This is a genomic window from Nocardia sp. CA-129566 (genome assembly GCF_050956075.1).
Classification (GTDB): Bacteria; Actinomycetota; Actinomycetes; order Mycobacteriales; family Mycobacteriaceae; genus Nocardia.
This window is the reverse complement of the sequence record NZ_CP192085.1, coordinates 1,421,334-1,440,561: the sequence shown is the minus strand read 5'-3', so window position 1 is coordinate 1,440,561 and position 19,228 is coordinate 1,421,334. Positions and strand designations below refer to the sequence as shown.

Sequence of the window (19,228 nt, the reverse complement as noted above, 5' to 3'; positions counted from 1 at the left end):
GAGGAGAGTTCGATGACCACTCCGCAGGATCCCGAACGCGGCGATGCGTCGCCCGAGCAATCGGACGACCACAAATCCGCGTCCGGTGAACCCGAGCCGCTCGAGTCCGCCGGCACAGATCGGGCGACACCAGCGGCCAACGGACCGTGGGAGTCACCGCATGTCGAGCCCGCCGCACCGCTTCCGCCCCAATCCGACGCACCGGGTTTCGCGGCCCAACCGGAGAGCGAGGGACCGGACGCACAGACACCGGCTCAGCGGCGCGCGGCCGCCGAGACCGCACCCGATCTAGTGACGCAACCGCAGCCGTCGAGCGCGGAGGCCGGTGATCGCTCGCAGCCTCAGCCATCAGGCCCCGCGGATACAGCGGATCCCACCCGCCAACAGTTGGGGCAGAGTGCTCAGCAGGCCCAACCCTCGGACAGCACGGGCGCACCGAACCAATCGCCGACATCACCGGAACCGGGGGGCACCGCGCCCGGAGCACCATACGACCAGCAGCCGTATCCACCGGGCACCGTCTATCCGCCGATCAGTGACACCGCGCCCGAATCCCCCTACGGCGGCTATCCCGCCTACCCCCAGCAGCCCTATCAGCCGTACCGCAAGGAGAGCGCGCGGTCCGACGGTCAGACCCTGTCGATCATCGGCTTCGTCTGCGCGGGCATCTCGTTGCTGTTCTGCCCGTACCTGTTCGGTCCGGCGGGCATCATTCTCGGCGTCATCGGCCACAGAAAGGGCGAATCCCTCGGCAAATGGGCCGCCATCGCATCGGCGATATCCCTGATCGTCGGACTCATCGTCAGCTACGTCGTCTTCAGCGGCAGCATGATCCCCGACTCCGACTGACCGGCCACCGTCGCATTGTGTCGGACGCGGGTCGTAGCGTTGTCCCCATGAGTCGATTCGGTGGATTCCCGCTCGCGGGCCTGGACTTCTACGAGGATCTGGAGGCCGATAACTCGAAGGCCTTCTGGACCGCGCACAAGGATGTCTACGAGGAGGCGGTCAAGGCGCCGATGGTCGCGCTGACCGCGGAGTTGGAGGCGGACTTCGGCACCGCCAAGATCTTCCGGCCGTACCGAGACGTGCGTTTCGCCAAGGACAAGGTGCCCTATAAGACGGCCCAGGGCGCGGTCGTCAGCGTCGCACCGGGTACCGGCTGGTATGTGCAGATCAGCGCGGCCGGACTGTTCGTCGGCGGCGGATTCTATGCGGGCTCCCCCGCCCAGATCGCCCAGTTGCGCGCCACCATCGATGACGAGGTGCGTGGTGCGGAGCTGGAGGCGATCCTGGCGAAGCTCACCAAGGCGAAGTTCACCATCGGCGGCGAGCAGCTGAAGACCAAGCCGAAGGGCTACGACGCCGACCATCCGCGCATCGATCTGCTGCGGCACAAATCGCTCACCTGCAGTAGGGAATTCGGCGCACCGGCCTGGCTGGACAAGCCCCGTGCCGCCAAGGAGGTCCGCACCGCCTGGGAGACGATGCGGCCCTTCATCGAATGGCTGGGCGCGGTGGTCGGCGGCGCGCCCGACCGGTTCTAGCTGCGTGCCGCGAGCACCAGGGCGAAGCGGTCATCCGGGTCGGTCCAGACCTGTTCGGTCTTGAAACCGGCGGCGGCCAGTTCGGCATCGAGTCCGTCGATGCGGAACTTGGCCGAGATCTCGGTGCGCATCTGCTCGCCGCGGGCGAACTGGACGGTGAGATCCAGGTCCCGGACGGTCACGGTCATATCTTCGGATGCCTCCAAGCGCATTTCGATCCACTCGTGCTCGGCATCCCAGATGGCGACGTGGGCGAACTTATCGGGCTCGAAATCGGCGTCGAGCCGATTGTTCAGGACATGCAGCACATTTCGGTTGAACTCGGCGGTGACACCGGCCGCATCGTCATAGGCCGGTACCAGTACGGCGGGATCGATGACCAGGCCAGCGCCGAGCAGCAATCGCTCGCCCGGCTCCAGCACGTCGTAGATGCTGGACAGGAATTCGGCGCGCTCGGCCGGGACCAGATTGCCGATGGTGCCGCCGAGGAAGGCGATCATGCGGCGGCCGCCGCCCGGCAGATTGTGCAGGGTGTCGGTGAAATCGCTGACCACGCCGTGCACCGCGAGACCGGGAAACTCGGCCGCGATCTCGGCCGCGGCGGCCCGCAGCGCCGAGGACGAGACATCCTGCGGAACATAGGTTTTCAGCGGCCCCTCGGAGGTGAGCGCGGAAAGCAACAGCCTGGTCTTGGCCGCCGAACCCGAGCCGAGTTCGACCAGGACCTCGGCCTGCGCGGTGCGGGCGATCTCGCCGACCACCCGCTCCAGCAGCGCGCGTTCGGTCCGGGTCGGGTAATACTCGGGGAGTTCGGTGATCTGCTCGAACAGTTCGCTGCCGCGGGCGTCGTAGAACCACTTGGGCGGCAGCCACTTCGGGTCCGCGGTCAGGCCGAGCCTGGCATCCGCGCGCAATGCCGAGGTGAGGTCGTCATCGGATAGGTGGATCTCCAGCGTCGGTGCGGTCATGGGAATGAGCCTTTCGTGCTTGGGACAGCGAGCAGGGGTGCCACCGTCAGCGCGCCGGGGCGGGCGCTGACCAGCTGCCGATCCGGAATCGACTGCCAGCGTGGATCGTCGTCGAAGGGTTCGGAGGAGAGAATGGCGAAATCGTCGGTGACCAAGGCCGACAGCGAGTGGTACACGGTGGTCGCCCACAGCTGCTGACCATCACCGAGCAGCAAATTCAGTCTGGCGTCCGGCGATCGGTCCAATACCGCGGCCACGAGCAGACTCAATGCCGCCGGTGCCGCCGCCCATGAACCATCGGGCGAGTCGGTGGACAGCAGGCCGCGCAGAATTATCCAGAGGGTCGCCGAATCGGTCGCGGATTCGGCCTCCAGCAACTGCACCGGCTCGAAGAGCTGACCCGCGCCGAGTTCGGATGCGGTGGAGCCGAATTCCTCGGCAACCGCGCTGAGGGCCCGGCGCCAGTCCGGTACCACGCCGTTATGGCTGAACGCCCATCGGCCGTGCGTGAACGGCGCACAGGCGCTCCGCTCGACCGGCATACCCACGGTGGCCGAACGCACCGCGGCCAGCACCGCCCACGATTCCAATTGCGGCAGCACCTCTTCCACCGCCGGGTCGGTCCAGATGGGCGCCGGATTGCGATACCGGCTGACGGTCACCGAGTCAGCGACCGCCCGCCACCAGGCCACACCGAACCCGTCGGCATTGATCGTGCCGCCGCCGCGCATATCCTTGGGTGCCCACGCCTGAGTCCGCAGGGAATGCGAGCCGAGCGTCAGCATGTCGCCGACGTGCACCGCAGGACCGACGTAACCGAGCTGTCGGCACATCAGCACCCACCTCCCGTGGTCATCTGTCGGCCGCGGAACTCGAGTGCCGATACCCTCACTCGCCCTCGCCTTTTCGCAGATCGCGAGCCAGGCGGAAACCGGAGAAGATCTGGCGGCGGATGGGATGGTCCCAATTGCGGAAGGTGCCGCGGCAGGCGACCGGATCGGTGCCGAAGGAGCCGCCGCGCAGGACCCGGTAGTCACCGCCGAAGAAGACATCGGAGTATTCGGCGTAGGGGAACGCACGGAAGCCCGGATAGGCCTCGAAACCCGATGCGGTCCATTCCCATACGTCACCGATGAGCTGGTGCACTCCGGCTGGGGAGGCACCCGCCGGGTACGCACCGACATCGGCCGGTTCCAGATGGCGCTGACCGAGATTCGCGGTGGCCTCGTCCGGTTCGGTATCACCCCATGGGTATCGGCGCGACGTTCCGGTCTCCGGATCGAAGCGGGCCGCCTTCTCCCATTCCGCCTCGGTGGGCAGGCGCTTGCCCGCCCAGGTGGCGTAGGCCTCGGCCTCGAACCAGCAGACGTGCAGCACCGGCTGCTGCGGACGCACCGGGGTCATCACGCCGAATACCCGACGCCACCAGTGCCCGGCCGGATCGCGCTCCCAGAACTGCGGCGCGATCAGGTCCGCCTGCTGCCGGTGCGCCCAGCCGCGTTCGGACCACAGTTCCGGCCGGTCATAGCCGCCATCGGCGATGAAGGCCAGGTACTGCGCATTGGTGATGGGCGCGGTGTCGATGGCGAAGGCGGGCACGTGCACCGGATGCGCCGGGCGCTCATTGTCCAGTGCCCACGGGTCGGTCGAGGTGCCCATGGTGAATTCGCCTGCGGGAATGATGACTTCGCCACCGACCGGATTCGGCGCCGTCGGCGCGGCGGGTGCGGACAGTACGGCGGGGCCGGTGCGCAACTGGTGGGTCGCCAGCATGGTTTCGTCGTGCTGCTGCTCGTGCTGGGCGATCATCCCGAAGGCGAATCCGCCGTCGACCAGCGGATCACCGCGTAAAGCGCTGGTGTCCAGGACATCCAAGACCTTGTCGCGCACGGTGCCGACATAGCCGCGGGCCTGGGTCGGGTTGAGCAGCGGCAGCTCGGGACGATTGACGCGGGCGTGTTTGAACGCGTCGTAGATCTCATCGATATCGGCGCGCACCGCTTCGCGCCCGCCGACATCGCGTACCAGCCACAGCTCTTCCTGGTTGCCGATATGGGCGAGGTCCCAGACGAGCGGGCTCATGAGTCGCGAATGCTGTGCGACCAGTTCCGCCTCGTCGAGATTCGTGAGTCCGACGGTGCGGTCCCGTGCGCGGGTGAGCACCTCGGCGATCCGGTCACGCAAACGTTCGGTGCCGGAATTATCTGTTGCGGGGTAGTGAATGGTCACGATGAACATCTCCGGAACTCGTTCTTGTCAGCGACTGGAAGCGGCGGTCTGAGCCGCGATGCCCCGGTCACGGGCGGTCCTGCTGCTGATGCGCGGGCTGCGAAGCGAGTTCTGCGGTCGGGGTGCGACCGCTGCGACATCGCTCGGCCGCGGACTCGATCTCGCGGGCGGCCGCCGGACTCGCCGCATGGGCGGCGGCCAGCGTCAGCAGCTCCACCGCTACCGCCCGGATCTCCGGATCGGCCAGCCCACAGCGGGCCGCGTCGAGCCAGCGGCCCGCGATCGGCGCTGCGACCGCGCTCGCCTCAGCGACGACAGCAGGGGACGACAGCAGGGCGTCGAATACGTGGATCGGGACGGTCCAGTCGTTGTCCGGCTGGGCGTCCAGGTAGCGGATCTCCAGATGTCCCGAGGCGCGCACCGGCGGGAACAGCGTGGTCAGGTGGTAGTCGAGATCGCCGAAGTCGGGACGGCGTCCGATCTCGTCGTCCAGCGCACCGGACAGCCAGTCCGCGAAGGTCGCGCCCGGTGGCGCGGCCCAGCCGGTCTCGCCGTCGTCCACGCCATCGGGGCGACGAACGCACAGCAGCGGGACATCCAGGGCCCAGCGCGCATAGCCCACGACCGGATCCGGCCAGGACTCCGCCGCCGGACGGGTGCGGGCATAGTCGAGCCGCAACCAGGTGCGCATGCGCTGGGATGCCCACGCGCCAACGGGCGCACCGCGCAGTTCCGGCGAGCAGGCAAAGGCAGCGACCAGCGCGGGACCGATGATGTAGAGCGCGTTCCATCGAGCGGTGACCTCCGCGCGATCGGCGCCGGCATCGACGCTGACCTGGGTGGCGGCCGTATTGCACATCATCAATTTGCCGAAGGGGCCGATGCCGCCGAAGGACTCTTCCATGGCGCGATAGCGCGGTAACCGCAATACCCGCTTGGGCCGGCGGTCCGCATCGGCGGCGGCGGAGACGGTGCGGATGGATCGGGATTCGAGCAGATCCCGCAGCATCCTGGCATCAGCGGTCAATCCCTCGCACAGCTGCGAAGCAGCGGCGAACGGGGCGCTGGAGAGTTCGATCTGACCGCCGGGTTCGATGGTGACCCGGCTGCCCCCGGGCAGTGAGAGTGCCGGTGAATCGGGGGCGATGGACCGCGGTGCGTAGGGTCCGAGTGCATCTGCGAGTGCAGTCAGCTGCGGGCGGGGGGCGGCCAATGGGCCGGACGGCGAACACTCACCCTGCACGGTGAGCCATTCCAGTTCGGCGCCGATGAGCGTCGGTGGTCCCAACTTGAAACAGATCTTTTCGATATAGGCCTCGGCCGCGGCACGTGAGGACAGTTCACCGTGCTCCAGCGCGATGACCCGCTCCGGGTGCTCGAGCGTAACCGCCATACCAACCTCCACCATGTGAACCGGATACCCGTCGTCGGGGTTCGTCTGCCGGTAGTTGTCTCGGTAGTTCTGTATCGCCGCGATTGCTCGTCGTATTCCAGTGCGCCGACCCAACCCAGGGTAACGAGGGGCACCGACAAAAGATGTGACGAGAATCTGAATTCGTGGTCACGCCCGGCCAGCACGCGTGGCCCGGCCGTCGAGCTGCGCCGACGCCGAGCGACGGCGCGACGGGCCGGTTTCGGCGATACTGTCGTCGACATGCTGGACGAGAATCGCGTACGTGCCGATACCCCGGGCTACGAGTCCGGATCCGACCTGGTCTTCCTCGATAGCGCGGGTTCGTCGCTGCCGCCGCGGATCGTGCTCGATACCGTCATCGGCCATCTGCGGCGCGAGGCCGAAATCGGCGGCTACCGCGCGGCGAACGAGCGACTCGACGACCTCGCCGCCGTGAAGTCCGATATCGGTGCGCTCATCAATGCCGATCCGACCAGCATCGCGCTCAGCGACAGCGCCACCCGCGCGTGGGCCGACTTCTTCTACTCGGTCCAGCTCGCGCCCGGCGACCGCATTCTCATCTCGGGCGCCGACTACGCCAGCAACGCGATCGCCGCCCTGCAACGTGCCAAGGCCACCGGCGCGGTGGTCGAGCCGATTCCCAGCGATGGCAGCGGTCAGATCGATCTCGACGCACTCGCGGAGCTGGTCGACGAACGCGTCAAACTGGTATCGGTGCTGCACGCCCCGACCAATGGCGGCCTGGTCAACCCGGCCGCCGAGGCCACCAGGATCGCGCATTCGGTCGGCGCGCTCGTACTACTCGATGCCTGCCAGTCGGCCGGACAGCTGCCGATCGATGTGGCGGAATTGGGCGTCGACGCGCTCTCGGTCACCGGCCGCAAATGGCTGCGCGGGCCGCGCGGCACCGGATTCCTCTATGTGCGACCGGAATTGGCCGCGTCGATGGAACCGCAGCGGCTTGACCTGCACAGTGCCCAGTGGACCGGCCCCGACGAGTACACCATGCTGCCCGACGCGAGCCGCTTCGAATTCTGGGAATGCGATGTCGCCGCCCGACTCGGTCTCGGCGCGGCCGTGCGCTACCTGCTCGACCTCGGACCCGAGGATGTCTATGCCGCGATCGCGGCCCGTGCCGAACATCTGCGCAAAGCGCTGCCGGAAATCTCCGGAGTCACGGTGCGCGACATCGGCATTCGGCACAGCGGCATCGTATCCTTCACCGTCGATGGAATTTCCGCGGTAGCGGTTCGCGATCGCCTTGCGGCGCAGAACATTACGGTGACGGCCAGCCACGCCAGCTCCACCCTGCTCGATATGACCGCACGCGGACTCGATTCGGTGGTGCGCGCCTCACCGCACTGCTTCGTCGGCTTCGAGGAACTGGACCGGTTCGTGGCCGCGGTCGCGGCGCTGTGATGTCCCCCAGGGAACTGGTCGTCCTCGGCACCGCGAGTCAGGTGCCGACCAAGCAGCGCAGCCACAATGGCTATCTGCTGCGCTGGGGCGAGGAGGGCATCCTCTTCGATCCGGGCGAGGGCACCCAGCGCCAGATGACCTACGCGGGCGTCTCGGTCACCGATATCACCCGGATCGCGGTGACGCATTTCCACGGCGACCACTGCCTCGGACTGCCCGGCATCATCCAGCGGATCAACCTGGACAAGGTCGCCCATCCGGTGGACGTGTACTACCCCGCCTCGGGCGAGCAGTTCTTCGAACGACTGAGCAATGCCAGCGCGTTCTACCGCACCATCGACCTGCGGGCGCATCCGATCGCCGATCCCGGTGCGTTGGACGCGCCCGGCGCACCGTTCGTCCTCGAAGCGGTCGCGCTATCGCATCCGGTCGAGGCCTTCGGCTACCGGCTCACCGAGCCGAGCGGTGTGCGCATCCTGCCCGAACGCCTCACCGAGTTCGGCCTGCACGGCCCCGCGATCGGGCAGTTGCAACGCGCGGGCAGCATCGAATACGGCGGGCGCACAATCACTCTGGCGGATATCAGCGAGCCGCGACCGGGCCAGAGCCTGGCCTTCGTGATGGATACCAGACTGTGCCCCGGCGTCGAGACACTCGCCTCTGGCGTGGACATGCTGGTGATCGAGGCGACGTTCCTGGATGCCGACGCCCATCTCGCCGAGGAATACGGCCATCTCACGGCAGGGCAGGCGGCCCGGGTGGCCGCCGAGGCGGGTGTGCGCACCCTGGTGCTCACCCACTTCTCGCAGCGCTATCGCGACCTCGACGGCCATCTCGACGAGGCGTCGGAATACTTCACCGGCGAGATCGTCATCGCCACCGATCTCGCGAGAATTCCACTCCCCCAACGCCGTTAGCTCTGTGCTGACGGGCGGAGCAATTCGTCGCACCCGGCCGTGCGCGGGCTCGGCTCCCGAGCGGGGTGCGACTGTCAGGTCAGGTGCAACGCGAGGGCCTGGGCGACGAGGGCGGGGGCGCTGGCTGTCGGGATGACGAGGCGCAGGCTGCGGTTGGCCTGGAGGGTGGCGATGCCGTGCAGATTGGTCCACAGGGCGATCGCGGTGGCCCGCGGATCGTCGGCGGTCGGCGTGGCCTCGGCGACCAGCGTGGCGAAGGCCTCGAACAGCGGCAGGGTGATCGAACGCAGATTCTCGCCGGACCCCTCGAGCAGGTCGTGACGGAACATCAGGGTGAACATCTCAGGGCGCTCACCGGCGAACTCGACGTACTCCACCGACATGCGCTGCATGTGCTCGCGCGGCGTGGCCGCTCCCTCCCGTGCCTTCGCGAACCGATCGATGAGATCGGCGAAACCCCGGGCGGCGATGGCGGCCAACAGCGCACGGTGGGTGGGAAAGTGACGGCGGGGCGCACCATGGGAGACCCCGGCCGCGCGGGTGATCGCCCGCAGACCGAGCTGCCCGACGCCCACCTCTTCGAGCATGTCGACCCCGGCGCCGACCAACCGTTCCCGCAGGGGCTCATTTCCGACCATGGAGACATTGTCTACGTCAGCCATCGAATCGCTCCTCACCGGTATCCCGACTGCGTCACATCCGCTACCAACAATAGTAGACAATGTCTACACTCGCATGGTAGACAGTGTCTACGGCAACTCTCTCGGAGGCTCATGTGTGGTACCGGTTTTTCAAGTACGTGCTGGTCGGCCCGCTGTTGCGGCTGCTCGGTCGGCCCGCGGTGGAAGGTCGGCGACACGTACCACGCACCGGACCGGTGATCATCGCCGCCAACCACCTCGCAGTGCTCGATTCCCTCTACCTCGCCCTGGTCCTGCCCCGCCGCGTCACCTTCCTGGCCAAGCAGGAGTACTTCACCGGCACCGGACTCAAGGGACGGTTCCTGCGCTGGTTCTTCACCGTCCTGGGTCAGGTCCCGGTGAACCGCAACGGCGGCACCGCCGCGGCGGACGCACTGGACGCCGCCACCAAGATCCTGGAATCGGGTGATATCTGGGCGATCCACCCGGAGGGCACCCGCTCCCCCGACGGCTGCGTCTACCGCGGCCGCACCGGTGCACTGCGCGTCGCCATGGCGACCGGCGCGCCGGTGATTCCCGTGGTGCTCTCCGGTACCGACAAGGTGAATCCGCGCGGTGCCAAATTGCCGCGTTTCGGCAAGGTGCGCATCAGCTTCGGCACGCCGCGCTACTACCCGCATGTTCCCTCGAGCCACGCGATCCACTGCGCGACCGACACTGCGGCCACCTCCCAGGTCCGCGCCGCCACCGACGAGCTGATGCGCGAGTTGGCGGCCCGATCCGGCCGCAATTACGTCGACCGCTACGCCACCACTTTCGGTTCGAACCGCTCGTAGCTTTCCGCCCCCTATTCGCCGCCCAGATCGGACAAGTCCGCGGACTACCTGGCGGAAGCGTTAACGCGGCGCAGAATTGGCGGGATAGTTGGAAGCAGGCCGGTTCACAACGTCCGGCCACCGCACCGTGGTGATCAGGGAGTTGGACTTGAGCAGGTTCACCGATGAGATGTACGCGACGGCACAAACCTCGGTTCGCGGGCTGGTTACCGGGGAGCCGAATGCGCCGCTGCGGCAGACGTGGGGCGAGATCCATCGCATCGCGCGCCGAATGTCGGGCGGCCTCGCGGCGGCCGGAATCGGACACGGCGACGCGGTCGGCGTGCTGGCCGGGATGCCCGTCGATATCGCACCGGCCTGTCAGGGCATCTGGATGCGCGGCGCATCGATCACCATGCTGCATCAGCCGACACCGCGCACCGATCTGGTCGTCTGGGCCCGCGATACCGAGACCGTGCTGTCGATGATCGATGCGCGCGCGGTGGTGCTCGGCGCGCCCTTCGAGGCCGCCGAACCGCTGCTGCGCGAACGCGGCATCACCGTGGTGCGCATCGACCAGCTCCGCGATGGCCCGGAGACCGATCCGGTGCCGACCGTCGAGACCGATATCGCACTGCAGCAATTGACCTCGGGATCGACCGGATCGCCGAAGGCAGTGCGGATCACGCACGGCAACTTCTACGTCAATGCCTACGCCATGTTCGATCGGGTGAAGTTCCAGCTCGACGAGGATGTGATGATCAGCTGGCTGCCCCTGTTCCACGATATGGGCATGGTCGGCTTCCTCAGCGTCCCCATGCAATTCGGCGCCGAAGTGGTCTGCGTGACGCCGATCGACTTCCTCATGCGCCCGCTGCTGTGGGCCGAGTTGATCGATAAGTATCGCGGAACCGTCACGGCGGCACCGAATTTCGCGTACTCGCTGCTGGCCCGCAGGCTCAAGCAGGCCGAGGACGGCGCCTATGACCTCAGCAGCGTCCGGTACATGTGGAACGGTGCCGAACCCGTGGACCCGGACACCATGGAGGCGCTCGCCGCCGCAGGAAAACGCTTCCGGCTCAGTCCGATGGCGCTGACCCCCGTCTACGGCATGGCCGAAACCACACTGGCGGTATCGATTCCGGATCCCGGACTCGGGCAGGTGCTCGACGTCATCGATGCCGACCTGCTGGAGGCCCTCGGCAAGGCGGTGCCGGTGCACGATCCGCACGGCGGCCACGGCAATATCCGCCGCCTGCCCACACTCGGCTATCTGGTCGACAATCTGGAGGGCCGGGTCGTCGACTCGGAGCGCCAACCGCTGCCCACCCGTTCCGTCGGCGTCATCGAATTGCGCGGTCCCGCGGTGACTTCGGGCTATGTCACGGTCAAGGGGTTCCGTACCGCGCAGGATCAAGACGGCTGGCTCGACACCGGCGATATCGGCTACTTCACCGACGAGGGTCTGATCGTGGTGTGCGGCCGGATCAAGGACGTCATCATCATGGGCGGCCGCAATATCTATCCCACCGATATCGAACGCGCCGCGATGCGGGTGGCGGGTGTGCGCCCCGGCAACGCCGTCGCGGTCCGTTTGGACGCGGGGGAAAAGCGCGAAAGCTTCGCCGTGGTGGTGGAAAGCAATGACCACCAGAACGCCGATGAGGTCAAGCGGATCGAACGCGAGATCGTGCACTCGGTGTTCTCCGAAGTCGGCGTCCGTCCCCGCACCGTCGCGGTGCTCGGCCCCGGCGCCCTCCCGAAAACCTCCTCCGGCAAACTCCGCCGCTCCGCCACCGCCATCCACCTGCGCTGAACTGACGAATTCCGCTCGAGCGCGGGGTCTTTGCACACCCGCGCCCGAGTGGAGATCCGCAACCGATTCGCGCCCCCACGCTGTGGGTGATTGCAATTGTGTTCGGCGGCTTCATGTTTCGCTGTCAGCACCGCCGCTTCGCGCAGTCGGTGCCGATCAGTGCAGCTGGTTCTGCGCTGGTTCGAGCCCGACGCGCAGCAGCAATTCGACTGCGTCCGCGGCCTGTTCGACGATGACCGGAACTTCCTTGCGCTCCAACGACGAAAACGGTTTGAGCACATAGTCCGCCGGATCCTGACGCCCGGGCGGGCGACCGATGCCGATGCGGGTGCGCAGATAGTCCTTGGTGGTCAAGGCACTCGAGACCGAGCGCAACCCATTGTGCCCGCCCTCACCGCCGCCGCGCTTGAGCCGAACCTGGCCGAACGGCAGATCCAGTTCGTCGTGTACGACGATCACCTCGGTCGGCGGCACCGAGAAGAATTTCGCCAGCGCCGCGACCGGACGCCCGGACAGATTCATGAACGAGCGCGGCTTGGCGATCAGCACCTGACGCCCGTCCAGCCGGGCCTGCAGCAGATCGGCACCGGACTTCTTGTGCACAGCAAAACGGCCGCCGACGCGCTGCGCGAGCACGTCGGCGACCAGAAAGCCGATATTGTGCCGGGTGCGCTCGTACTCTGGACCTGGATTGCCAAGTCCGACCACGAGCGCGGGCCCGGTCGAGGATTCGGTCATGCGGATAACCGACCCGGGGAGTTCTTACTCGGCGCTCTCGGCCTCGGCGGCGCCCGCTTCCTCGGCCGGAGCCTCGGCGGCGGGGGCGGCGATGATGTTGACGATCAGGGCCTCCGGGTCACCGGCCAGGGAAACGCCCTTCGGCAGCTCGATCGCACCGGCGGTGATCTGGGTGCCGACCTCGGCGCCCTCGATCGAAACCTCGATGGCCTCCGGAATGTTCAGCGCGTCGGCCTCGATGGACAAGGTGGTGGATTCCTGGGTGACCAGGGTGCCCGGACCGGCCTCACCGGCCACCGTGACGTTCACATCGGCGGTGACCTTCTCGCCGCGCTTGACGATCAGCAGGTCGGCGTGCTCGATGTAACGGCGAATCGGGTGCACCACAACGGATTTGGTCAGCGCCAGCTGCTTCTTGCCGTCGATGACGAGGTTCAGCACCGCATTGGTGCCGTGCTCGCGCAGGATGGCGGCGAAGGCCTGGGCGTTGAGCGAGAGGTGCTGCGGGTCGGCGGCGTGGCCGTACAGCACGGCGGGGACGTTGCCCGCGCGGCGGGTGCGGCGGGCCGCGCCCTTGCCGAACTCCGTGCGGACGGCGGCTTCGAGAAGGTTGGCGTCGGACATGACTGGATCTACTCCCTACGGCTCTTCCGGACTGTCAACTGTGCGCCAGGGACAATCCGCCCTGGCAAAGGTTGGTCTATTCGTCGGGCGAAGACCGGACGAGGACGGCAGAGAGCCGAGCCGCGTCGATCACGGTGAACGCATCAAGTCTGCGGTCACCCTCGCCGAGACAACCTGAACACCATAGCGCAATTGTCTATCTCATCCTGAATCGGGTGGTCGCACTAGTCGAAATGCCGTCACCCCGGTCGCGTACGCTGGAGCGGTTGCCGATCGGCCGTCTGAAAGGTTGTTGAAGTTGACCGCCTCCACTGAGGGTGTCGTCGCGCCCGCCCCGCGTGGGTTGCCCGCCGAGGTCTCTCGACGGCGCACATTCGCGGTGATCTCCCACCCCGACGCGGGCAAGTCGACGCTCACCGAGGCGCTCGCCCTGCACGCCAAGATGATCTCCGAGGCGGGTGCGATCCACGGCAAGGCCGGGCGCCGCTCGACCGTATCGGACTGGATGGAAATGGAGAAGGCGCGCGGTATCTCCGTGAGCTCGACCGCACTCCAGTTCAACTACCGCGCCGCGGGCTCCGATATCGATAACGTCATCAACCTGGTCGACACCCCGGGCCACTCGGATTTCTCCGAGGACACCTACCGCGTACTCACCGCCGTCGACGCCGCGGTCATGCTGATCGACGCCGCCAAGGGTCTCGAGCCGCAGACGCTGAAGCTGTTCCAGGTCTGTCGCCACCGCGGCATCCCGGTGATCACGGTGATCAACAAATGGGACCGCCCCGGCCGCGCGCCGCTGGAACTGCTCGACGAGATCAACGAGCGGATCGGACTCACCCCGACGCCGCTGTTCCTGCCGGTCGGCATCGCCGGAGACTTCCGCGGCCTGCTGCGTCGCGGCCCCGAGGGCGAGGCCATCGAATACATCCACTTCACCCGCACCGCGGGTGGCGCGACCATCGCGCCGGAGGAATCGATCGACCCCGAAACCGCCGAGGCGCGCGAGGGTGAGGCGTGGACGACCGCCGCCGAGGAGAGCGAACTGCTCTCGGCCACCGGCCAGGACCACGATCAGGAAATGTTCCTGGCCGGGCAGACCTCCCCCGTCATCTATGCCTCGGCGATGCTGAACTTCGGTGTGCGGCAGTTGCTCGAGACCTTGGTCGCGCTGGCGCCCGCGCCCGGTTCGCGCGCCGATATCGGCGGCACTGCGCGCGACACCACCGATCCGTTCAGCGCGGTCGTCTTCAAGGTGCAGGCGGGAATGGATGCGGCACACCGCGATCGGCTGGCGTTCATGCGGATCGTCTCCGGCGAATTCGAGCGCGGCATGGTCGTCACGCACGCCCAGACCGGTCGGCCGTTCGCGACCAAATACGCGCTGACCGTCTTCGGCCGGGAGCGCTCGACCGTCGACACCGCCTACCCGGGTGATGTGGTCGGCCTGGTCAACGCGACCGCGCTGGCGCCGGGGCACACATTGTTCGTGGACAAGAAGGTGGAGTTCCCGCCCATCCCGTCCTTCGCGCCGGAGCATTTCGCGGTGCTGCGCGCACAGAGCGCGGGCAAGTACAAGCAGTTCCGCAAGGCCATCGATCAGCTCGATTCCGAAGGCGTGGTGCAGGTGCTGCGCAATGATGCGCGCGGCGATGCCTCCCCCGTGCTCGCGGCGGTCGGCCCGATGCAGTTCGAGGTGGTCACCGCGCGAATGTTGGCGGAGTTCAACGTCGAAACCCATATGGAGCACCTGCCCTACACGCTGGCCCGGCGCACCGATGCGGAGTCGATGGCCGAACTCGACCGGCAGCGCGGGGTCGAGGTGTTCACCCGCTCCGACGGCGTGCTGCTCGCGCTGTTCGGCGATAAGTGGCGGCTGCAGTACATCGAGAAGGAACATCCGAAGCTCACGCTCGAGCCGTTGGTCGCGGCGGCGGACTGAACGCTCGTCGTTATCCGGCTTCGGGTTCGGCTTCCGTCGCCGGTTCGGGCTCACGACGCAGCGGAGTAGTTGGCTCGCGTTCGACCGCCGCGATACCGTCTTCGCGCGCGATCAGCCCCCAGCGACTCGATGTCAGCCGCAGGCTGGGCAGATCGCTGAGCGAGAGCACCACCTCATAGGTCCGCTCGTAGCCGGTGTGCGCGATGCGCCAGAGGCCGTCCTGACAGCGCACGTAGCGATCGGAGTAGAACGCCGCGCCGCGCAGCAGCATATTGTGCGCCGGTATGAGCACGGTATCGGCGAGATACCAAGTGCCGGTGGCGGTATCGCCGACGACATCGATCTCGGGATGATCACATCGGTGCTCGGTGATGACATGCGGACCGAGGGTGTTGCGCATGAAGGCCAAAAACGCGTCCCGCGACTCGAACTGCAGGTACTCGCTGTAGGTGGCGGTCGCCTCGGGAATCATCGTATCCGCGAATTCATCCCACGACTTGGTGTCGAGGGCGCGCAGATACCGGAACTTCAGGCGACTGATCGCTGACACAGCATCCTGATCCATAACCTCAACAATCCCATTCGAAGCCGTCGCGCTACACGAATTGGGAGATTTGTATCAGATTGCTATCACCGTTGGCCGATAATCCGCCCCGACAAGGGTCGGTCAGTTACCGATGGTGAAGCAGGTGTTGCAGAAGTCGCTGCCGAACTCCGTCAGCCGCAGACTCTTGCGCACGATCTTTGGCGCGCGCCCCGCCTTCTTCAGCGCCGCCTCGACCACCGGCTGCACCTCGAGCACCATGTACCGGCTGAGCACCACCGGATCGTCGGAAACCTGGGTCAGCCCCAGGCGGTTCAGGTTGATCAGATAGGTGCGGGAGCGGTCCGGATAGCGGACTCCGGCCTGTTCCGGCACCGAAGTCAGATCACCGGTCACCAACTCCGAGCCGATGCCGAGCGGACGATTGGTCCGCACATCGACCGTCGGCTGCGGACCGTTCAATGCCATGAATCGCAGAATGCGCGCCTCGTCCGGCGCCAACTCATCCAGGATCCGGTCATAGGCGGGGTGCACATCCTCGGTGAAGTAGACATCGGCCGAGCGGGCCAGCAGCGCATCGCCGCGGCGGCGCAACTCCTCACTGCTGGCCGAGTGCAGCGGCGCGCCGATGCCGATCGCCTGCGGCTGCGACGCACCGTTGGAAGCCGGTACATAGCTGACGATTTCGCGCACCGACCCCTCGGTGACGCCCAGCGCGCTGCGCGCGATGGAGCGCAGGGCATTGCCGGTGCGCTCGGCGATATCGGACGACGACTCACCGTCGAGCGCGGCCTGGGTGATCTCCTTGGTCACCTCATAGGTCGTCTCGACGGCCCACTGACTGCCGCGCACCACGGTGCCCGCGGCGAGTCCGGCCGCCCGGAACACGCCGCGAATCAGCCTCGCCTCGTTGCTGATCTGCCGCTGTTCGACATCCGAGCTGCGCTCCACCGAGCGGGAACCGGCCCGGGCCAGGTCCTGTCCGGTCCTGTCGTCTGTCACGTCTACTCCGATGTATTGCCAAGTGAACGAATACGCCCACAGATTATTGCCCCCGAGCTTTCCAGGTATGCGTAACCGTGCGCCGAGTGGGCCAGCACTCACGCCGACCCCCGCTGTCGACCGTGTGGTGGTCGTCATTGTCTCCGGCGCCAGTTGACAGTACGACATTCTGGACACACAGTGTGACTGATGTCTCAGACAATCCGCTGTGGCCCGGGACACTCGCGATCTCACAGTAGGGTCCGTCTGCCGACTGGGTGCTAGTTTGGGATGCCGGTGAGGCGGCGGTCACCGGTGTATCGGCAGGAGGGTGTCGTGTTGGAGAGTGTTTTCGGGATGCACCCGACGATCCTCCTCGAGTTAGTGACTATCCCGCTTTTCACTGGAATCATCGGCTACATCACCAACTGGACCGGCATCCTCATGCTGTTCAAGCCGGTCGCCTTCCACGGTGTGCATTTACCCGGGCTGCGCGCGGTGTTTCCCTTCCTGCCCAAGCGAATTCAGGTGCTTCCGCTACTGAGTTACGACGGCCGAATCGGCTGGCAGGGCATCGTGCCCTCGCGCGCGGACAAAATGGCGAGCATCGCCGTCGACAAGGGCCTGGCGAAACTCGGCAGCGTCGCCGACTTCTATCGCGAACTGGAACCGGACAAGCTCGCCGAACACCTCGCCAATATCGCCGACGCGCAGATCAAGGACATCGTCGAAGAAATCCTGCGCCGCGAGCACCCGCAACTCTGGTACAACCTGCCGACCGGCGTGCGGGAGATGATTCACGCGCGGGTCCGCCAGCAGCTGCCCGATATTCTGCGCGAGCTGACCGAGGAATTGGGCGCCAATATCGATCAACTGCTCGACGTCAAGCAGATGGTCATCCGCTATTTCCAGGCGCGCCCGCACCTGCTCAACACCCTTTTCCAGGTGCTCGGCGCCAAGGAACTGCGTTTCATGCAGAACTTCGGTTTCTACTTCGGCGCGCCGATGGGTGTGGTGCTGGTCGGGGTTCTGCACGCGACCGGCTGGTCGACGCTGGTGGTGCTGCCGATCGGCGGCGTCATCATCGGCTGGGTGGTCAACTGGATCGGCCTGAATATGATCTTCGCGCCCGCCTACCCGAAGTGGTGGTGCCCGTGGCGGCAGGGTCTGCTGATCAAGCGGCAGTCCGAGATCACCGACGGCTACGCCGAATTGGTCTCCAGCCAGGTGATGACCGTCGCCAATATCGGTGACGAACTGCTCAACGGCCCGCGCTCGGACCGGACCATGCAGATGCTCGAGGACACCTTGCGCCCGGCCGCGGACCGCGCGCTCGGACCCGCGAGACCCGCGGTGAAGTTCATGCTCGGCAGCCGGGAGTACGACTCGCTGCAGTCGACGCTGACCACCGAGGCCATGTCCATCGCGCCGATCGCCTTCGCCGATCCGGACTTCAATGTCCAGCAGGGCAGGCAAATCAACGACTACATCGCCAAACAGATGTCGGCGCTGAAGCCTCCGGACTTCGTGGATATGCTGCGATCGGCCATCAAACAGGACGAATGGCTCCTTTTTCTGCATGGCGGCGTGTTGGGGCTCTTCGCCGGATACGCTCACATCCTGATCTTCGGAACGGGAGTGGCGACATCATGGCTATGACGGAATCTGGCGGCGACGATCAGCGGGCCGCCGGGCAGGGCTCTGCGTCGGTGGAGCACTCCGAGGTGGCCGAAACACCCCAGCTCTCAATGGAAATCGCGCGGCTGCCGATCGGCTCGGTCGAGGTCGGATCCCGCAAACGGGAGCCCGGGTCGGTGCGCAAGACCGTCCGCGCGACCACCGGAGTCGCCCGGGTCGCGGTGACCGCCGCCGCCGAGGTGACGGCCTGGAGCATCGATACCGCGCTCGGTGTCGGCGCGACCGTGGTGCGCGGCAGTATCGCCGGGAATCCACCGCGCGAGGTGCTGGCCGAGGCCGAGGCGGAGGTCCGCGACGCGGTGCGCCGCGCACTGCGGCTGCCCGCCACACCCGAACAGCCCACCTCCGACGCCGTTCCCACGCTGCGCGAACAGGGCGCCGCGCTGCTGCGCCTGTCGGCGAGCACACAGGGCGAACATGCCGAAACCCACCCCGCCTTCGCCCGCATGCTCGAGGAACTCACCCCTGACGAGGCACGCATCCTGCGCTTTCTGCACCTCGACGGCCCACAGCCCTCGATCGACATCCGCACCGGACGCCCGCGCGGCCTCGGTGTCGAACGGATCATCTCCGGCCTCAACCTGATCGGCGAACACGCGGGCCTGCGCTTCCCGAACCGCGTCCAGCAATACCTGCCCAACCTGCGTCGCCTCGGCCTGATCGAATTCGTCAAGGAACCCGTCGGCAACCCGAACCGCTACCAAATCCTCGAAGCCCAGTCCCCGGTCCGAGAAGTACTGAAGCGCTCCGGCTTCGGCACCAAGGTGTACTACCGCAGCATCACCCTCACCGGCTTCGGCGCCGACTTCGTGCAGACCTGCCTGCCTGTCGTAGTCCAAGACGGTCGAGTCTCCGGCACCAGCTAGCGCCCCGTCCAGATTGCTTCTGCTGAATTGAGCCTCGAGTCCGAGGGGTTCCGTCGAGCACAGTCGAAT

At 66.6% G+C, this 19,228-nt stretch carries 18 protein-coding genes; 9 read left to right on the top strand and 9 right to left on the bottom strand.

The window, feature by feature from the left end; translation table 11 throughout:
* Positions 1 to 12: 12 nt before the first annotated feature.
* Together ACQP0C_RS06560 and ACQP0C_RS06555 are read left to right on the top strand one after the other, a co-directional pair.
* A complete protein-coding gene (locus ACQP0C_RS06560) occupies positions 13 to 849 on the top strand; it encodes a hypothetical protein (RefSeq protein ID WP_433731521.1) in 837 nt (278 codons plus the stop codon).
* 47 nt (positions 850 to 896) lie between these two features.
* Positions 897 to 1,547, top strand: coding sequence for a DUF2461 domain-containing protein (locus tag ACQP0C_RS06555; protein WP_433731519.1), 651 nt, complete (start codon positions 897 to 899; stop codon positions 1,545 to 1,547).
* Here ACQP0C_RS06555 and egtD read toward each other — a convergent pair.
* From egtD to egtA, 4 genes are all read right to left on the bottom strand, one after another.
* On the bottom strand, positions 1,544 to 2,515 hold the full coding sequence (egtD, locus tag ACQP0C_RS06550; protein ID WP_433731517.1) for an L-histidine N(alpha)-methyltransferase: 972 nt from the start codon (positions 2,513 to 2,515) through the stop codon (positions 1,544 to 1,546). The two genes, ACQP0C_RS06555 and egtD, sit on opposite strands and share 4 nt — an antisense overlap.
* Positions 2,512 to 3,348 (bottom strand): ergothioneine biosynthesis protein EgtC, encoded by an 837-nt coding sequence (gene egtC, locus ACQP0C_RS06545; protein ID WP_433731515.1) that lies wholly within the window; start codon positions 3,346 to 3,348, stop codon positions 2,512 to 2,514. The genes egtD and egtC overlap by 4 nt, the downstream gene beginning before the upstream one ends.
* 55 nt (positions 3,349 to 3,403) lie before the next feature.
* Positions 3,404 to 4,744, bottom strand: coding sequence for an ergothioneine biosynthesis protein EgtB (egtB, locus tag ACQP0C_RS06540; protein WP_433731513.1), 1,341 nt, complete (start codon positions 4,742 to 4,744; stop codon positions 3,404 to 3,406).
* Between the two features lie 67 nt (positions 4,745 to 4,811).
* The gene (gene egtA / locus ACQP0C_RS06535; RefSeq protein ID WP_433731511.1) at positions 4,812 to 6,137 is read right to left on the bottom strand and encodes an ergothioneine biosynthesis glutamate--cysteine ligase EgtA; all 1,326 of its coding nucleotides are present in this window, start codon (positions 6,135 to 6,137) and stop codon (positions 4,812 to 4,814) included.
* A 261-nt stretch (positions 6,138 to 6,398) separates the two neighbouring features.
* Here egtA and ACQP0C_RS06530 point away from each other — a divergent pair, with 261 nt between their 5' ends.
* Together ACQP0C_RS06530 and ACQP0C_RS06525 are read left to right on the top strand one after the other, a co-directional pair.
* Positions 6,399 to 7,577 carry an aminotransferase class V-fold PLP-dependent enzyme gene (locus ACQP0C_RS06530; RefSeq protein WP_433731509.1) on the top strand — a complete coding sequence of 393 codons (1,179 nt, stop codon included), beginning with the start codon at positions 6,399 to 6,401 and terminating at the stop codon, positions 7,575 to 7,577.
* Entirely contained in the window at positions 7,577 to 8,494 is a 918-nt protein-coding gene (locus ACQP0C_RS06525; protein WP_433731507.1) for a ribonuclease Z, read from the top strand. Before ACQP0C_RS06530 ends, ACQP0C_RS06525 begins: the two co-directional genes overlap by 1 nt.
* A 74-nt stretch (positions 8,495 to 8,568) precedes the next feature.
* Here the strand turns inward: ACQP0C_RS06525 and ACQP0C_RS06520 are convergent, their stop codons facing one another.
* Positions 8,569 to 9,156 carry a TetR/AcrR family transcriptional regulator gene (locus tag ACQP0C_RS06520; protein WP_433731505.1) on the bottom strand — a complete coding sequence of 196 codons (588 nt, stop codon included), beginning with the start codon at positions 9,154 to 9,156 and terminating at the stop codon, positions 8,569 to 8,571.
* Between the two features lie 113 nt (positions 9,157 to 9,269).
* On the opposite strand from ACQP0C_RS06520, the gene ACQP0C_RS06515 reads away from it, so the two are divergent.
* Together ACQP0C_RS06515 and ACQP0C_RS06510 are read left to right on the top strand one after the other, a co-directional pair.
* Entirely contained in the window at positions 9,270 to 9,971 is a 702-nt protein-coding gene (locus ACQP0C_RS06515) for a lysophospholipid acyltransferase family protein (protein ID WP_433731503.1), read from the top strand.
* Positions 9,972 to 10,119: 148 nt separating this feature from the next.
* Positions 10,120 to 11,766, top strand: a complete 1,647-nt coding sequence (locus tag ACQP0C_RS06510) for a fatty acyl-AMP ligase (protein WP_433731501.1) — start codon at positions 10,120 to 10,122, stop codon at positions 11,764 to 11,766.
* Between the two features lie 156 nt (positions 11,767 to 11,922).
* Here ACQP0C_RS06510 and pth read toward each other — a convergent pair whose 3' ends face one another.
* Complete coding sequence (gene pth / locus ACQP0C_RS06505; RefSeq protein ID WP_433731499.1) at positions 11,923 to 12,504, bottom strand: aminoacyl-tRNA hydrolase; 582 nt, start codon at positions 12,502 to 12,504, stop codon at positions 11,923 to 11,925.
* Positions 12,505 to 12,528: 24 nt separating this feature from the next.
* Positions 12,529 to 13,128, bottom strand: coding sequence for a 50S ribosomal protein L25/general stress protein Ctc (locus ACQP0C_RS06500; protein ID WP_433731497.1), 600 nt, complete (start codon positions 13,126 to 13,128; stop codon positions 12,529 to 12,531).
* Between the two features lie 298 nt (positions 13,129 to 13,426).
* Between ACQP0C_RS06500 and ACQP0C_RS06495 the strand changes: the two genes are divergently transcribed.
* Complete coding sequence (locus ACQP0C_RS06495; RefSeq protein WP_433731495.1) at positions 13,427 to 15,070, top strand: peptide chain release factor 3; 1,644 nt, start codon at positions 13,427 to 13,429, stop codon at positions 15,068 to 15,070.
* Between the two features lie 10 nt (positions 15,071 to 15,080).
* On the opposite strand, the gene ACQP0C_RS06490 is transcribed toward ACQP0C_RS06495, so the two are convergent.
* Complete coding sequence (locus ACQP0C_RS06490; RefSeq protein ID WP_433731492.1) at positions 15,081 to 15,635, bottom strand: nuclear transport factor 2 family protein; 555 nt, start codon at positions 15,633 to 15,635, stop codon at positions 15,081 to 15,083.
* Between the two features lie 102 nt (positions 15,636 to 15,737).
* Entirely contained in the window at positions 15,738 to 16,616 is an 879-nt protein-coding gene (locus ACQP0C_RS06485) for a DUF4393 domain-containing protein (RefSeq protein ID WP_433731490.1), read from the bottom strand.
* 363 nt (positions 16,617 to 16,979) lie between these two features.
* Here ACQP0C_RS06485 and ACQP0C_RS06480 point away from each other — a divergent pair, with 363 nt between their 5' ends.
* Together ACQP0C_RS06480 and ACQP0C_RS06475 are read left to right on the top strand one after the other, a co-directional pair.
* A complete protein-coding gene (locus tag ACQP0C_RS06480) occupies positions 16,980 to 18,254 on the top strand; it encodes a DUF445 domain-containing protein (protein WP_433731488.1) in 1,275 nt (424 codons plus the stop codon).
* Positions 18,251 to 19,159, top strand: coding sequence for an Abi-alpha family protein (locus ACQP0C_RS06475; protein ID WP_433731487.1), 909 nt, complete (start codon positions 18,251 to 18,253; stop codon positions 19,157 to 19,159). Before ACQP0C_RS06480 ends, ACQP0C_RS06475 begins: the two co-directional genes overlap by 4 nt.
* Positions 19,160 to 19,228: the final 69 nt, after the last annotated feature.

Bases quoted from the DNA above. Each gene is read 5' to 3' on its own strand.
- ACQP0C_RS06560 (WP_433731521.1), top strand. From the start codon at position 13: ATGACCACTCCGCAGGATCCCGAACGCGGCGATGCGTCGCCCGAGCAA.
- ACQP0C_RS06555 (WP_433731519.1), top strand. From the start codon at position 897: ATGAGTCGATTCGGTGGATTCCCGCTCGCGGGCCTGGACTTCTACGAG.
- egtD (WP_433731517.1), bottom strand. From the start codon at position 2,515: ATGACCGCACCGACGCTGGAGATCCACCTATCCGATGACGACCTCACC.
- egtC (WP_433731515.1), bottom strand. From the start codon at position 3,348: ATGTGCCGACAGCTCGGTTACGTCGGTCCTGCGGTGCACGTCGGCGAC.
- egtA (WP_433731511.1), bottom strand. From the start codon at position 6,137: ATGGCGGTTACGCTCGAGCACCCGGAGCGGGTCATCGCGCTGGAGCAC.
- ACQP0C_RS06530 (WP_433731509.1), top strand. From the start codon at position 6,399: ATGCTGGACGAGAATCGCGTACGTGCCGATACCCCGGGCTACGAGTCC.
- ACQP0C_RS06525 (WP_433731507.1), top strand. From the start codon at position 7,577: ATGTCCCCCAGGGAACTGGTCGTCCTCGGCACCGCGAGTCAGGTGCCG.
- ACQP0C_RS06520 (WP_433731505.1), bottom strand. From the start codon at position 9,156: ATGGCTGACGTAGACAATGTCTCCATGGTCGGAAATGAGCCCCTGCGG.
- pth (WP_433731499.1), bottom strand. From the start codon at position 12,504: ATGACCGAATCCTCGACCGGGCCCGCGCTCGTGGTCGGACTTGGCAAT.
- ACQP0C_RS06500 (WP_433731497.1), bottom strand. From the start codon at position 13,128: ATGTCCGACGCCAACCTTCTCGAAGCCGCCGTCCGCACGGAGTTCGGC.
- ACQP0C_RS06490 (WP_433731492.1), bottom strand. From the start codon at position 15,635: ATGGATCAGGATGCTGTGTCAGCGATCAGTCGCCTGAAGTTCCGGTAT.
- ACQP0C_RS06475 (WP_433731487.1), top strand. From the start codon at position 18,251: ATGACGGAATCTGGCGGCGACGATCAGCGGGCCGCCGGGCAGGGCTCT.